Annotated in this window: 10 protein-coding genes; 7 read left to right on the top strand and 3 right to left on the bottom strand. The window is 72.7% G+C overall.

Going from position 1 to position 14,904, the window contains the following annotated elements:
• Positions 1-367: 367 nt before the first annotated feature.
• Positions 368-6,784: an RHS repeat-associated core domain-containing protein gene (locus ACFZA0_RS36665; protein ID WP_391025083.1), complete on the top strand. Its 6,417-nt coding sequence runs from the start codon at positions 368-370 to the stop codon at positions 6,782-6,784.
• A 101-nt stretch (positions 6,785-6,885) separates the two neighbouring features.
• On the opposite strand, the gene ACFZA0_RS36660 is transcribed toward ACFZA0_RS36665, so the two are convergent.
• The gene (locus ACFZA0_RS36660; protein WP_391025081.1) at positions 6,886-7,458 is read right to left on the bottom strand and encodes a hypothetical protein; all 573 of its coding nucleotides are present in this window, start codon (positions 7,456-7,458) and stop codon (positions 6,886-6,888) included.
• Between the two features lie 154 nt (positions 7,459-7,612).
• Here ACFZA0_RS36660 and ACFZA0_RS36655 point away from each other — a divergent pair, with 154 nt between their 5' ends.
• Positions 7,613-8,251, top strand: a complete 639-nt coding sequence (locus ACFZA0_RS36655; protein ID WP_391025079.1) for an NAD(P)H-binding protein — start codon at positions 7,613-7,615, stop codon at positions 8,249-8,251.
• Between the two features lie 109 nt (positions 8,252-8,360).
• Entirely contained in the window at positions 8,361-9,845 is a 1,485-nt protein-coding gene (locus ACFZA0_RS36650; RefSeq protein ID WP_391025077.1) for an FAD-dependent monooxygenase, read from the top strand.
• 18 nt (positions 9,846-9,863) lie between these two features.
• On the opposite strand, the gene ACFZA0_RS36645 is transcribed toward ACFZA0_RS36650, so the two are convergent.
• The gene (locus ACFZA0_RS36645) at positions 9,864-10,520 is read right to left on the bottom strand and encodes a ScbR family autoregulator-binding transcription factor (RefSeq protein WP_391025075.1); all 657 of its coding nucleotides are present in this window, start codon (positions 10,518-10,520) and stop codon (positions 9,864-9,866) included.
• Positions 10,521-10,658: 138 nt separating this feature from the next.
• On the opposite strand from ACFZA0_RS36645, the gene ACFZA0_RS36640 reads away from it, so the two are divergent.
• Both ACFZA0_RS36640 and ACFZA0_RS36635 read left to right on the top strand, forming a co-directional pair.
• Positions 10,659-11,618 carry a ScbA/BarX family gamma-butyrolactone biosynthesis protein gene (locus ACFZA0_RS36640; RefSeq protein WP_391025073.1) on the top strand — a complete coding sequence of 320 codons (960 nt, stop codon included), beginning with the start codon at positions 10,659-10,661 and terminating at the stop codon, positions 11,616-11,618.
• A gap of 78 nt (positions 11,619-11,696) precedes the next feature.
• On the top strand, positions 11,697-12,539 hold the full coding sequence (locus ACFZA0_RS36635) for an NAD(P)H-binding protein (RefSeq protein WP_391025071.1): 843 nt from the start codon (positions 11,697-11,699) through the stop codon (positions 12,537-12,539).
• A gap of 50 nt (positions 12,540-12,589) precedes the next feature.
• Here the strand turns inward: ACFZA0_RS36635 and ACFZA0_RS36630 are convergent, their stop codons facing one another.
• The gene (locus ACFZA0_RS36630; RefSeq protein ID WP_391025069.1) at positions 12,590-13,276 is read right to left on the bottom strand and encodes a ScbR family autoregulator-binding transcription factor; all 687 of its coding nucleotides are present in this window, start codon (positions 13,274-13,276) and stop codon (positions 12,590-12,592) included.
• Between the two features lie 711 nt (positions 13,277-13,987).
• Between ACFZA0_RS36630 and ACFZA0_RS36625 the strand changes: the two genes are divergently transcribed.
• Positions 13,988-14,731 carry a winged helix-turn-helix domain-containing protein gene (locus ACFZA0_RS36625; protein WP_391025067.1) on the top strand — a complete coding sequence of 248 codons (744 nt, stop codon included), beginning with the start codon at positions 13,988-13,990 and terminating at the stop codon, positions 14,729-14,731.
• A gap of 80 nt (positions 14,732-14,811) precedes the next feature.
• Positions 14,812-14,904: biotin carboxylase N-terminal domain-containing protein (locus ACFZA0_RS36620; protein WP_280842533.1), on the top strand; the 93-nt coding region annotated here is incomplete at its 3' end.

Here is a 14,904-nt window from a genome sequence, read left to right as displayed (position 1 = left end):
CGGGGCGCCCCGCGGCGGGGGGGGCCGGGGGGGGGGGCCGGCCCCCCCCCGGGGCGGGGGGGGGGGCCGCGCCCCCCCCCCCCCCCACCCCCCGATTCCCGCACCCGTCACGGGGCTCCGCCGTCGCGGCCCCCCTTCTTCCGCGCGCCCGGAAACAGCACGGCGCGCGCCGTGTCCCCGCGCCCCGCCCCGGCTCGCGGAGTGCCGTACTCCGCGTGCTCCGGCCGGATGCCGAGCCGCCCTGCCCGCCGTCCGACCGTATGGAGGACAAGTCGTGAGTGTTCGCAGCAGAACCGCGTGGTGGAGGCGTCCCCTCCCGCGCGGTGCAGTCCCCACGCGCCGGGGGAACGGCCGCCGCCCGGCGCTGGTGGCCGTGTTGTGCCTGGCGCTGACCGGTTCGCTCGCCGCGGCCGTACCGGCCGCCGCCGGCACCGCGCCGCACGGACTCGGCGCACCCGCACTGCCCGCGGGCCACAACGACCCCACCACGGCGGTCACTTCACCGGGCGCCGCCGCCCAGCGCGCGGTCGTGGCCCACGCCGCGGCGAACGACAGGGCGCGGGCCGCCGCCGCCCGCGCCCAGCAGCACGCGGCCTGGCCCGTCGGGGGCACCGCCTCCGGCGCCCTCCCGGCGGCGGCCCGATCCCTGCGGGTCACCGCCGGCGGCGTACCGGTCACCGTGGTGCCCGCCCGCGACGGCGCGGCGGGCCGCCTCGACGTCCGTACCCTCGACCGCGCCCGGACGAAGGCCACCGGTGTCGACGGGGTCGTGCTGTCGGTCTCCTCCGAACGGGCCGGCAAGGCCGGCGTCGAGGTCGGCTACGCGGCGTTCGCCTCCGCCTACGGCGGCGGCTGGGCCGGCCGCCTGCGCCTGGCGGAACTGCCGTCCTGCGCGCTGACCACCCCGGCCGCCGCCGCGTGCCGCACTCTCACCCCGCTCGCCACGACCAACGACACCGCCGCGCAGACCCTCACCGCGAACGTGTCCCTGACCGCCGGTACCTCCTCGGCGCGGGTGCTCGCGGTGACGGCCGCAGCCACCGACGAGTCGCCCACCGGCGGCGGCGACTACGCCGCGACCCCGCTGTCGCCGTCGGCGACCTGGGCGGCCGGCACCTCGTCGGGCTCCTTCACCTGGTCGTACCCGATGGCGGTACCGCCGGCGGCGACCGGCCCGCAGCCCTCGCTGGAACTCGGCTACGACTCCGGCAGGGTGGACGGACGCACCGCCACCACCAACAACCAGGGCAGCCAGGTCGGCGAGGGCTTCGACCTCAGCTCCGACTCCTACGTCGAACGCTCCTACGGCTCCTGCGACGACGACGGGCAGAGCGGCAAGAACGACCTGTGCTGGAAGTACGACAACGCCAGCCTCGTCCTCAACGGGAGCGCCTCCCAGCTCGTCAAGGACGACGCGACCGGCCAGTGGCGGCTCAAGGACGACGACGCCTCCACCGTCACGCATTCCACCGGGGCGGACAACGGCGACCAGGGCGACAGCGGCAACGACGGCGCCGGCGAGTACTGGACGGTCACCACCGGCAACGGCACCAAGTACGTCTTCGGCCTGGACAAGCTGCCCGGCGCGGACACCCAGCGCACCGACTCGGTGTGGACCGTGCCGGTCTACGGCGACGACTCCGGGGAGCCCGGCTACGCCGGCGGCACCGCCTTCTCCGGCCGCGCCGAGGTCCAGGCCTGGCGGTGGAACCTCGACTACGTCGTCGACCCGCACGGCAACGCGATGTCGTACTGGTACAACCCGGAGACCAACTACTACGCGCAGAACGGCGCGACCACCGCCACGGCCGCCTACACCCGGGGCGGCACCCTCGACCACATCCTGTACGGGCAGCGCTCCGACACCCTCTTCAGCGCCAACGCCTCCGACAAGGCGCAGTTCACGTACGCCGAGCGGTGCACCGCGTCCGACTGCTCCTCGCTGACCAAGGACACCGCGTCCGACTGGCCCGACGTCCCGTTCGACGCGATCTGCGCCAAGGACGCGACCTGCCACGCGCACAGCCCGGAGTTCTTCACCCGCAAGCGGCTCACCGGGGTGGAGACCTCGGCGTGGAACGCGGCCGCGTCCCCGGCCGGCTTCGCCGCCGTGGACTCCTGGACGCTGGCGCAGCAGTACGAGGACCCCGGCGACATCGGCAACAGCACCGACCAGAGCCTGGTCCTGCACAGCATCCGGCACACCGGTGAGAGCGGCGGCACCGCGACGCTGCCGCCGGTGACGTTCACCTACCAGATGCGCCCCAACCGGGTCGACGGCGCCGAGGACGACGTCCTGCCGCTGAACCGGCCGCGCATCCAGTCGGTCACCTCGGAGACCGGCGCGATCACCACGGTGACGCTGTCCCAGCCGGAATGCGTGCGCGGTTCCGCCATGCCGGCCGCCGAGGACGACGACACGACGAGCTGCTACCCGGTGTACTGGCACGTCAACGGCGCCGACGAGGCGACCCTCGACTGGTTCAGCAAGTACCGGGTGCTCGACGTCCTCACCGCCGACCCCACGGGGCACGGCGAGACCATGTCGACGTCGTACACGTACTCCGGGCCGGCCTGGCACCACAACGACGACCCGATGACACCGGTCAAGGAGCGCACCTGGTCCGACTGGCGCGGCTACCGCACCGTCACCACCCTGAACGGGTCCGCCGCCGGCACGCAGTCCAGGAGCACCAGCGTCTACCTCCAGGGCATGGACGGCGACAGCCGCAAGGACGGCACCACCCGGTCGGTGACCGTGCCCGGTGTGAGCCTGGCGGGGCTGAGCGTGCCCGCGCAGACGGACAGCGACCAGTACGCCGGCTTCCGCCGCGAACAGGTCGACTACGACGGCCAGTCGGCGGTCTCCGCGACGGTCGACACACCGTGGTCGAAGGCCACCGCGACCCAGACGTCCGTCACCCCGCACGCCACGGCCTACTACGTGCGCACCGCGTCCACCGACTCCTCCACCCACCTGACCGCGTCCGACACCTGGCGCACCCGCACCACCTCCACCACCTACGACGGCTACGGCATGGCCGTCGCGGTCGACGACACCGGTGACACCTCCTACACCGGCGACGAGCAGTGCACCCGTACCTGGTACGCGCGCAACACGGCGGCCGGCCTCACCTCGCTGGTCTCCCGCACCCGCGTCACCGGCCGATCCTGCTCCACCGCGGAGAGCGCGCTCAGCCTGCCCGCCGGCAGCACCACCCGCGGCGACGTCCTCTCCGACACCGCGACCGTCTACGACAACACCACCGCCACCGCCTGGACCGCCTCCCAGACCCCCACCCTCGGTGAGGCCACCTGGACCGGGCGTGCCTCCGCCTACCCGGCCGCCGTCACCGGCGGGGAGCGGGCGCCCACGAGCTGGCAGACCCTCTCCACCACCACCTACGACGACGCCACCGCCAAGCTGGGCCGGGCCCTCACCCTCACCGACGCCGCCGGCGACACCACCCGGACCGCCTACGTCCCGGCCGCCGCCGGCCCCGTCACCCGCGTCCAGGTCACCAACCCCAAGTCCCAGATCTCCTACACCTACCTCGACTACGCGCGCGGCGGCACCGTCAAGGAGTACGACGCCAACGGCAGGACCACCGAAGCCGCCTTCGACCCCCTGGGCCGCGTCACCTCGGTCTGGTTGCCCAACGAGTCCCGGGGCGGCGGATACGACGCCAACTACACGTACGCCTACCACGTCAGCAACACCGAACCGACCTGGACGTCGTCGGCGTCACTCGTCGCGCCGGGCAGCTACACCACGACCTTCAGCATCTTCGACTCGCTGCTGCGGCCGTTGCAGACACAGTCGCCGTCGGTGAACGGCGGACGGCAGCTCACCGACACCCGCTACGACAGCCGCGGCCTCGCCTACGAGACCTACACCGACGTCCACGACGGCACCGCCCCCTCCGGCACCTACCAGCGCGCCGAGTCCGGGCGGGCACCCAAGCAGACCGACACCGTGTACGACGGCGCCGGGCGTGCCACGACGAACACCTTCTTCTCCTACGGGCAGCAGCGCTGGTCCACGACCACCACGTACACCGGCGACTCCACCGCCACCACCGCCGCCCAGGGCGGCAGCGCCACCCGCACCCTCGTCGACGCCCTCGGACGCACCACCGAGGAGCGCACCTACTCGGGCTCCAGTCCCGCCGACGTCCAGTACGGGGCCGGCCTCGGCGCCGCCTTCACCAGCACCCGGTACACGTACACCACCGACGGCAAGCCGCTGACGGTCACCGGCCCCGACGGTGCCAAGTGGGGCTACACCTACGACCTGTTCGGCCGACAGACCTCCGCCACCGACCCCGACGAGGGCAGCACCACCACCACCTGGACCAGCCTCGACCAGACCGACACCGCCAAGGACGCCAACGGCACCACGCTGCTCTACGGCTACGACACCCTGGGCCGCAGGACGGACGTGTGGAAGACGTCCCGCACCGACGCGAACAAGCTGGACCACTGGGCGTACGACACCCTGGCCAAGGGGCAGCTCGACTCCGCCACCAGCTACTCCGGCACCAGCGCGTACACCGAGAAGGTCACGGCCTACGACAGCCTCTACCACGCGACCTCGACCGAGCTGGACCTCCCGGCGACCGACCCGCTGGTCACCTCGGGCGCCGTCGCGAGCACCCTCACCACCAAGGCGTACTACAACACCGACGGCACCCGGCAGTACGTCGATGACCCGGCCGCCGGCGGCCTGGCAGCCGAGCACCTGACGACCCACCACGACAGCCTGGGCCTGACCACCGACGTGGAGGGCACCAGCGACTACCTGCTGTCCGCCGCCTACACCGACAACGGCCTCCCGCAGCAACTCACGCTCGGGACCTCCGACGCCGCCGGCACCCCCAAGGCGTACGTCACCGACGTGTACGACGAGGGCACCGACGCCCTCACCCAGTCCACCGTCACCGACCAGACGCACCCCTACGAACTCCAGGAACTGAATTACGGCTACGACGCCGCGGGCAACGTCACCCACCTCTTCGACCCGACCACGCTCGGCGGCACCGGCGCCGCCGACAACCAGTGCTTCACCTACGACGGTTACCGCAGACTGGCCGAGGCCTGGACCCCCGCCACGGCCGACTGCTCCGACTCCGGCCGCGCCGCCGCCAACCTGGGCGGAGCCGCCCCCTACTGGACCTCGTACACGTACACCGCCGGAGGGCTGCGCTCCACCGAGACCGACCGCACCGCCACGACCAGCACCGGCAGCACGTACTGCTACAGCACCACCCAGCAGCACGTACTGACCGCGGTCCTCACCACGGCGGGCGCGACGTGCGCCGGCGCCACCCCCGCCTACGGCTACGACAGCGCCGGCGAGACCACCGGCCGTCCGCACGGCACGGACACCCAGACCCTGACCTGGAACCCGCAGGGCCGTCTCGACACCCTCACCGAGAAGAACTCCTCGGGCACGGTGAAGAGCACCACCTCGCACGTGTACGACCCCGACGGCACCCTGATCATCAGCCGTGACAGCGGCGGCGACACGGTCCTCTACCTCGGTGACACCGAGGTCCATCTGAAGACCGGCACCACCTCCTACTGGGCGCGGCGCACCTACACGGCGGGCGCCACGACGATCGCGGAACGCAGCAACCGCGGCGGCGACACGGTCACCTGGTTCGCGGGAGACGCGCACGGCACCGCCACCCTCGCCATCGACGCGGCCACCCAGCAGGTGACCAAGCGTTACCTCACGGTCTTCGGCGGCGCCCGCACCGGCGGGACCGGTGCCTGGCCGGACGACAAGGGGTTCCTCGGCAAGACCGCCGACCCCGACAGCGGCCTGACCCACGTCGGCGCCCGTGAGTACGACCCGCTCACCGGCCGCTTCCTCAGCGTCGACCCGGTGCTCGACACCGCCGACCCGCAGTCCCTGAACGGGTACGTCTACGCCGCGGACAACCCGCTCGCCGGATTCGACCCCACCGGAACGGACAACTGGTGGGCCGACCCGACGATGAACAAGCCGGTGAAGAAGGGGGGTACGCCGATCTCCCAGAGCCTCGCCAACGCGCAGGGCTTCGGGGATCTGTGCAACAAGAACAACTGCTCCCACTACAACCCGAAGGCGAAGCCGAGCTATCTGGCCGCCGCCGGGAAGACGCTCCTCACCGCGGCGATCGGCTTCGGCACCAACAAGCACATCCTGGCGATCAGCGGCAAGAACACGGTGAGCGGCGCCATCGCCATCCAGAACCAGAAGTGGGAGACCCAGCAGTACCTGGACGCGTCCCGCCAGGTCCGGGCCGCGGTCATCGCGCGGCTCCAGGAGCTCCAGGAGTCCGGGCAGATCAGCAACCGCGCCCTGAAGCGGTTCGGCACCATCAGCGTGGCCTGGGACGAGAAGAGGAAAATGATCTACTGGGCCGCCTACCAGCAGAACAACAAGGGACGCGGCGCCTCCTGCGCCGAGGACTTCTGCGACACGGAGGCGGTCCGTAACGGATCGGCCAAGGAAGACCTCCAGTACGCCGAGACGCACAACGCCGCCAAGGACACGGAGGCCGAGATCTGCGTCCGCTGCCAGCAGACCAGGGAACTGGAACAGTTCGAGGCGTCCGGAGCGAGGCTGGCCAAGGACGGCCGGCTGGCCCTGCAGCAGATGGCGAGAGGCGGTGCCGGTGCCGACGGGGCCGAGGCGGAGGCGGAAGCGGAGGCGCAGGCCGAGGCGATGGCCACCGCCGAACTCGACGCCGAGGGTGAAGCCCTGGGATTCGCCATGGGAATGGAGGACGAGTAGGGGCCCGGCAGGGTGATCCGCAGGCGCACGAAGCGGTCGGTACGCGCCTCCTCAAGGGGGCGCGTACCGACCGACGGCGTCCGGCACCGGCACCGGCACCGTCAGCGTTCGGCGGGAGCGTTGCGGACCCAGCGGTCCCCGGGCGTCGGCCGGCCCGGGGTGGTGAAGGAGTACTCCGAGACGGACGGGGCGAGACTCCGGACGACCATCGGGCGGAGCATCACCTCGGTGAACCAGTCGGCGGCCAGGCGTCCGAGCTCCTCGGGAGTGCCGGTGGTCTCCAACGGTGTCACCTCCTGGCTCGGTACGGGCCGCAGAGTCCGCACGTCGCGTTCGCTGCACAGCATCCAGTCGCCCGCGACGGTGGCCCCGAGCACCTTGACGAGGAGGTTGTCCCGCTCGTCGACGATGTCCACCAGAAGGCTCACGACGGTCGTGCCCCTCGCCTCGCGTTCGTCGAAGGCCGCGTCGTAACGGGCGTAGCCGTCGTCCGGCCAGGGAGCGTCCTCGTCCTCCTCGTCCCCCTCGTCCAGTTCGGGGGGAAAGACCATCGCGGTCGTGCGGTCCGGCGGGCAGTCGGGCCACGTTCTGGCCGCTTCCCGCACGATCTCCACCAGCGTGGTCAGGGGCGGGTCCAACTCCCCGTCGTGGTCTTCGAACCAGTCCTCGTCCATGACCCGGATCCTAGGTCAGACACGGCACGGCCCGACCGGCCCGCCCGCGCCCCGGACACCGCCCGCCGGTCGGACCTGTCCCGTCCGGAGCTCCTAAGCTCGTCACGAGCACCCTTGCCCGTGACGGCGACTGTCGGAAAGCTGAGGGAACGCCATGGAACTCGTTGTGCTGGGGGCGACCGGCGGTACCGGTCGGCTCGTGGTCCGTCAGGCGCTCGACGCGGGGCACGGCGTCACCGCCGTCGTCCGCGATCCCGCGGCGCTCCGGCCGGACGGCGAGAGGCTGCGGGTCGTCACCGCCGACGTGACGGACGCGACGGCGCTGGCCGGGGCCGTCGAGGGGCGGGACGCGGTCGTCTCGGCGCTCGGACCGCGCGGCCGCGGGCCCACGACCGTCTGCTCGCGCGGAGTACGGGCGGCGACGGCGGCCATGAGCGCCGCGGGTGTGCGGCGCATCGTCGCCGTGAGTGCCGCGCCGGTGGGGCCGACGCCGCCGGGGGAGTCGCTGCCCGTGCGCGTTCTGGTGACCCCGCTGGTCCGCCGGGTCTTCGCGAACGTCTACAAGGACCTGGCGGTCATGGAGGACGAACTGCGGCGCGGCGACCGCGACTGGACGGTGCTGCGTCCGCCGCGGCTGACCGACCGGACGCCCGCCACCGGCGTGTACCGCACCGCGCGGGGAACGGGTGTGGTCCGCGGCACGAGCATCTCCCGCGCCGACCTGGCCCACGCGCTGCTGGCCGTTCTCCAGGACCCGGCCACGGTCGGTACCGCGATCGGGGTCGCCCACTGAGCCGGCGTCCGGGCCGCCCGCCGGGCCCGCGATGGGTTAGCGTGAACAGCCTTGACGACTGGGCGTGTTGGGCCCGGGGGACCGCTGTGCGAGAGGGAGGACCGGGGACGTGGCTGGGCCGGAACCGGTGGACGTGATCGTTGCCGGCGGCGGCCCCGTGGGCCTGCTGGCGGCCGCCGAACTCGCGCGGTTCGGGGCACGGGTGACCGTGGTAGAGCCGCTGGAGCGCGTCTCCCGCCGCCCCAAGGCCGGCACCGTGCACGCGCGCGCCGTGCAGTCGCTCGTGCGCCGCGGCTACCTCGACGGCGTCGCGGGACTGTGGGAGGGGCCGGATCCGGCGCCCTTCCACTACGCGGGCCTTCCGGTGCTGCGGATAGCGGTGCCGCCGGGCGAGCCGGTGGCGATCCTCAAGCGTTCCCAGGCCGATCTGGAGGACGAGTTCGAGGCCCGGCTGCGCGAGCGCGGCGGCGTGCTGCTGCGCGGCCACCGCGTCGTCGCCCTGGAGCAGTCCGGTGACGGCGTCCGGGTCGTCGTCCGGGGCCCCGGCGGCGACCGCGTGCTGCGGAGCGCCTACCTGGTCGGGGCGGACGGGGCCCGCGGCGTGGTCCGCGACCTCGCCGGGATCACCGCGGACGTGTCGCCGCCCACCGTCTCCGCGATGATGGGCCTCGTCCGGTCGGTGACCCCCGACGTGCTGCCGCGCGGCTGGCACCGCACCCCGCGCGGCTGGACCGTGGTGCGCGCGGCGGGGGAGGACGCCCTGCTGATCCGCACGCTGGAGACGTCGGGGCCGCCCCCGCAGGGGCGCGAAACACCGCCGGACGCCGCCGAGTTGGAGGCGCAGCTCGGCCGGATCACCGGCACGCGCGTGCGCCTCGGCGACGCCCCCTACGTGTCGCGGTTCAGCGACGTGACCCGCGTCGCCGACCACTACCGGCGGGGCCGGGTCCTGCTGGCCGGGGACGCGGCGCACCTGCACTTCCCGATCGGCGGGCAGGGGCTGAGCGCCGGTGTGCTCGACGCGCTCAACCTCGCCTGGAAACTGGCCCGCGTGGTCGCGGGCGCCGCCCCCGGAGAACTCCTCGACACCTACGAGGCGGAACGCCGGCCCGCCGCCCTGCACGTGGTGGAGTACACCCGCGCGCAGTTGGGCCTCATGCGCGAGGGGCGCGAACAGCTCGCGCTGTGCGGCCAGTTCACCGAGCTGATGGCCGTTCCCGAGGCGCAGGCCCAGGTGGCCGGCCGGATCAGCGGGCAGGACCTCGTCTGCCCGCCCCGCTGCGGACGCCCGTGCGGCGCCGAGGGTGTCTTCTGGCCCGAGCGGCGGCTGACCGTGTGCCACGAGGACGGCTCGCGGACCACGACGACGGTCGCCGGACTGCTGCGGTCCGGGGGGCCCGTGCTGATCGAGGGAGAGGGGACGTGGGGCACCGGCGCGCAGGCGAAGAGGTGGCCGGACGTGCGGACCGTCCGGGTCGCGACGCCGCTGGACACCGGCGCCCTGGTGCTGCGCCCGGACGGGCACGTGGCCTGGACCCCCGAGTGCGGCGAGCTGGACGCGGCCCTGGAACGCTGGTTCGGCCCGCCCGGCTGACCCGCCGGGCGGGGCGGTTCAGGACACCAGCGTGCCCGGCTGCTCGGACGGTGCCCTGCCGCTGAGGCGCGCGCCGCGCTCGGGTGCGAAGTCGAGCTGGGTGAGCAGGGCGGGAACGCAGATCGAGGGCATCAAGTGCCGTTGCAGAGAGGCGATCCGGATCTCCAGGTCGGCGTACCCGCTCAGGACCTGCGACATGGACTGGATGCCGGCGAAGGTGCCGACGTAGATGTCGGCCAGCTCCACCGGGTCGATGTGCGCGAGGAGTTCGTTCTGGTCCTTGGCGGCACGCAGCAGCCGCAGGGACGCCTCGCGCCAGCGCAGGAACGGACCGCTGCGGTCGATGCTCCGGGCGTGCTGGTCCAGCGAGAGGTGGACGGCGGCCCGGACGATCGGGTCGGTACGGATCTGGAAGGCGTGCACCAGGGCGGTGTCGATGAGTTCCTGGATCTTGACCGGGTGCGTCGGCACGACGATGTCGCGTGTGGGTTCGCTGAGCACGGCCTGGGCGAGGGCCTCCTTCGAGGTGAAGTGGAAGTACAGCGCGCCCTTGGTCACCTCGGCCTCCTTGAGGATCTCCGCGATGGTCGCGGCCTCCAGTCCCCGTCGGGTGAAGGTGTTGGCGGCCGCTTCGAGGATGGCCCGGCGGGTGCGGACGGCTCGTTCCTGGGCCACGGCATGACCTCCTGATCGCGCGGACTGGGCACGGTTGATCGTAGGGGGAGGCCCCGTTGAAAAGAAGCCGTCCGGTTTGTATTTTTATCGATGCTCGCCTTGCCGCCGATCGCCCGCCCTGCAGGAGGTTGCGCCCGCATGACAGCAAAAATGATCAGTGAACTCCCGTCCGACGTCATGAAGTTGACCCATCGAGCCAGGACGGAGGACATGTTCGTCGCCGGCTGGGCGTCGCCGTCAGCCGGTACCTACCTGGTCGAACTGCGGTTACCGTACGACCACGACTTCTACCCGCCCACCCCGCTCGGCGACCTCGACCCGTTGCTCCTGGTGGAGTCCATGCGGCACTCGTCGATCCTGGTCAGCCACGCGGCCCTGGGTGTCCCCCTCGACCACCACTTCATGCTCCAGGAGCTGGAGTTCCGCAGCCCGCCCGTCGGCCCTCCGCCGGGTCCGGGGCCCGTCCGCACGGTGCTGGAGATACGCGTCGGGGACGTGCGGAGCAGCGCCGGCCGGCCGTGCGCGATGAGCTACGAGTGGGTGCTGCGGCACGGCTCCGCCGTCGCGGCCACCGGCCGCGCCCGCACCCGGTTCTGCAGCCCGCGCGTCTACCGCCGGCTCAGGGAGGGACGCGCCGCGGTGGCGCACGTGACCCGGGCCGGCCCGCTGCTCGAACCGCGCCGCGTGGGGCGTGCCGAGGAGCGGGACGTCCTGCTGGCACCCGGTCCCGACGACCGCGCCTGGCTTCTGCGCGTCAACACCGAGCACCGGACGCTCTTCCAGCGGCCCGCCGACCACGTCCCCGGCATGCTCCTGCTGGAGGCCGCCCGACAGGCGGCCACGGCCGCCACCGCCCCCCACCGCCTCGCCGTGACCGGCGGGCACATCGTCTTCCACCGCTACGCCGAGCTGGACGAACCCTGCGTCCTGACGGCGGCCCCGGACACCCGCACGGACGGCCGGGCCGCCGGCACGGCGGAGACGGCGGTGCACGTCGTGGCGGCACAGGGCGGCGGCACGGTCTTCGACTGCGCCTTCGCCGGCACCGTCGTGCGCGGGGACACCGCGGCTCCCGCCCGGCCCGCCGCGGTGAGGTGACCCGGTGCCCTGCCCGACCACCGCCCCGGCACCCCGGCGGCGACCGACCCACCCGGACCCGGCGACGCGGAGGACGCGATGATGCTGGTCACCGGTGCCACCGGCACCGTCGGCGCCGAGGTGGCCCGGCTGCTCGCACCCCGGTTCCCGGTCCGCCTGATGTCGCGCCGCCCGGAGAGCGCCGGTGTCCCGCAGGCCGAACACGTGCGGGCCGACTACGAGGACGCCGCCTCGGTCGCCCGCGCGATGGCGGGCGTCCGCGCTGTCTTCCTGGTCACGGCGAACCCGCTGCGCGAGCACGACACGACGGTCCTGGAGGCCGCTCGCGCGGCCGGAGTGCGGCGGGTGGTGAAGCTGTCGGCGGCGGCCGTCACCGACCCCCTCGCGGTCGACCTCGTCACGTCCTGGCAGCGCCGCGCCGAGCGCGCCGTGCGCTCCGGCGGCATGGAGTGGACCCTGCTGAGACCGCGGGCGTTCATGTCCAACACCCTCTCCTGGGCGCGGTCCGTCGCCGAGGAGGACACCGTGCGGGTACCTCATCCCCACTCCCGCAACGCCTGCGTCGACCCGCGGGACGTGGCCGGCGCGGCGGTACGCGTGCTCACCGAACCGGGGCACGGGCAGCGTGCCTATGTGCTCACCGGGCCCGAAGCCCTCTCCGCCGCGGAGCAGACCGAGGTGCTGGCGCGGGTGCTGGGACGCGAACTGCGCTGCGAGCGGCAGGACGCGGCCGACGCCGTCGCGGCCCTGAACCGGCGTTACCCCGCCCCGGTCGCGGAGGCGCTGTGGGAGAGCGCGCGACGCCAGCGGGAGGGGGCGAAGCAGGACGTCGACCCGGCACTGGCACGGCTCCTGGGACGGCCCTGCGGGGACTACCGGAGCTGGGCCCTCGACCACGCGGAAGCGTTCAAGAAGTCCTAGAGCTTCCTGGAACTTCCTTACGGCGCAATCCTGTTGGCCGACGAGACGCCTCACGCGCAGGAGGCGGGAGAGATGCGCGGTCCGGCGCCCGCGCCGTCGGGGCCGCCCTCCTCGCGGCCCGGCGGGGTGCCGCCCGGATACAGGCGTGCCACCAGGTCGGGGTGGGCGAGGCGGGGCAGCAGGCAGTCCCAGAAGCCCGTGAGCGCCGCGCTGCTCAGCCACGCCTCCTCGCGCACGCCCAGCACCTGGTAGCCGGCGGTGGCGGCCACGATCACGTCGGCGGTGGGGTGGCGGGCGGCGTGGGCGCTCAGTTCGCCCGCGGCGGCCGCCCGGGTCATCAGGGCCCGTACCCGGCGCTCCCACGACAGGCGCAGGCTGGCGCAGGAGCGGTGGGCCGCGTCGCAGTTGAGGCGCAGGCCGCCGCGCACCACGTGATCGTCGCGGACGAGGCGGGCCAGGGCGTGCGTGGAGTCGACCAGGGCCTGGAGCGCGCTGTCGGGTTTCCGGCAGGCCGTCTCGACCGCCGCCGTCAGCGCCGCGACGGCCAACTCCTCGACCGCCTCGGCAACTTCGGCCTTGCCGGCGAAGTGGAACGACAGCGCGCCGCGGCTCACCCCGGCGGCGCGGCTGATGACGTCCAGCCTCGACTCCGTGTAGTCGGACGCTTCGAACACACGGGCCGCGGCCTCGATCAGGGCGTCACGCGTGCGTATGGCGCGGTCCTGCTTCGTGCTCATCGGGAGACTGTCCTCTCCGCCGGTGCGCGGTGCGCGGTGCGCGGTGCGCGGTGCGCGGGCCGGCACGGACGCGTGGCGACGACGGGCGGCCGCGGCCGACTGTTTCCTCGATAATAAAACCAACATGCCTGTTTTGGAGCCGTGTTGACGCGCGGATCGGCCGGAAGGCCGCCTTCCGGCCTGAAGCCGGGGTCGCCCCGCAGGGCTCCGGGCGGGCGGGGTGTGGCGGAGCGGGTGACGGTGCCGACGCGGCGAGAAGGAAACCGGAGGAGCCGTTTCCGAAAAGCGGGGTTAAGAGGACCACGTCTTCAGGTAAGCGGGGTGTTTCGTCATCTCTGCGCGCATGAATTGACCGCAAATCGGTTGCCGTACGCCGTTGTTGGCGACAGAGGCGCATTGCTGATCTACAAGTCGCCCAGAAACAGGGCATGTTGGGGACTTGATTTGCCCGGGACGGGGCATGCGCGGCAAGAGCCTCGTCTCAACAGGCGTGCGGCCTGCGGGTTTTCGCCCTCGGCGGCGGCCCCGTCCTCCCGTTCGTGCGGGTGGTGTGGTCGCGTCGTGCGGGTGATCGGCCGGCTCTGTTCCGACTGCCAGCGGCTTTGACAAACCGGCATGCTGGTTTGTAGATTGACGCCATTCGGATCCCACTCTGCGGTACTCACTGGACCAGCGAACGGGAAGAAGATGCGTTATGGCACGACAGAACTGATGGAGCCTCACATAGGTGAAGCGCCCGGCGACGACGTGTCCGTGGCGTCAGGGGGCGACCAACGGGACAGCGGTCCGTCGGAGGGCTGGCGGGTTCTCGTGGTCGAGAGTGCCGAGGGCGAGGCGGACACGCTGATCCGCGGCCTCAGCCGGAACGGCCACGGTGTCGCGCGGGTGGGGACCGGCGCCAAGGCGCTGAGCGCCTTCGAGGACAAGGACATGGTCCTCGTCAACCTCGAACTCCCGGACCTGGACGGTCTGGAGTTCTGCCGGAAGGTGCGGGCCGTGTGCGACGTCCCGATCATCGCCGTCACCGCTCAGGGCAGCGAACTCGACTGTGTCCTCGCCCTCCAGGCGGGTGCCGACGACTTCCTGGCCAAGCCCTACGGATTCCGCGAACTGATGGCCCGGATGGACGCGGTGATGCGGCGGCTGCGCCGCCAGGAGCAGCCGGTCGCCCGGACGATCTCCCAGGGACAGCTGCGCGTCGACGCCAGCACCCGGCAGGTCCACGTCGCCGACCGGCTGGTCGAGGTGACGCGCAAGGAGTTCGACCTGCTCTACCACCTCGCGCTTCACCGGGACACCGTGGTGTCGCGCAAGGAACTCATGGAGCGGGTCTGGCAGGACACCTGGTCCCGCCGCACCGTCGACACGCACATCAGCAGTCTGCGCGGCAAGCTCGGTTCCGCCGACTGGATCGTGACCGTCAGGGGCGTCGGGTTCCGCCTGGGCGACGTCTGAGCGTCCTGCGGGATCCTGGACGGGCGTCCGCGGTACCGCGGCGCGACGGGAAAGCGACGAACGAGGGAAGAGGCCGATTCGTGCGCAAGGTGCTCATCGCCAACCGTGGCGAAATCGCTGTCCGTGTGGCCCGGGCCTGCCGGGACGCGGGGATCGCGAGTGTTGCTGTGTAT

Origin of the sequence: Streptomyces sp. NPDC008150 (assembly GCF_042956945.1) — a bacterium.
GTDB lineage: Bacteria > Actinomycetota > Actinomycetes > Streptomycetales > Streptomycetaceae > Streptomyces.
The sequence above is the reverse complement of the archived record's forward strand: the minus strand, read 5'-3'. Positions and strand labels throughout refer to the sequence as shown.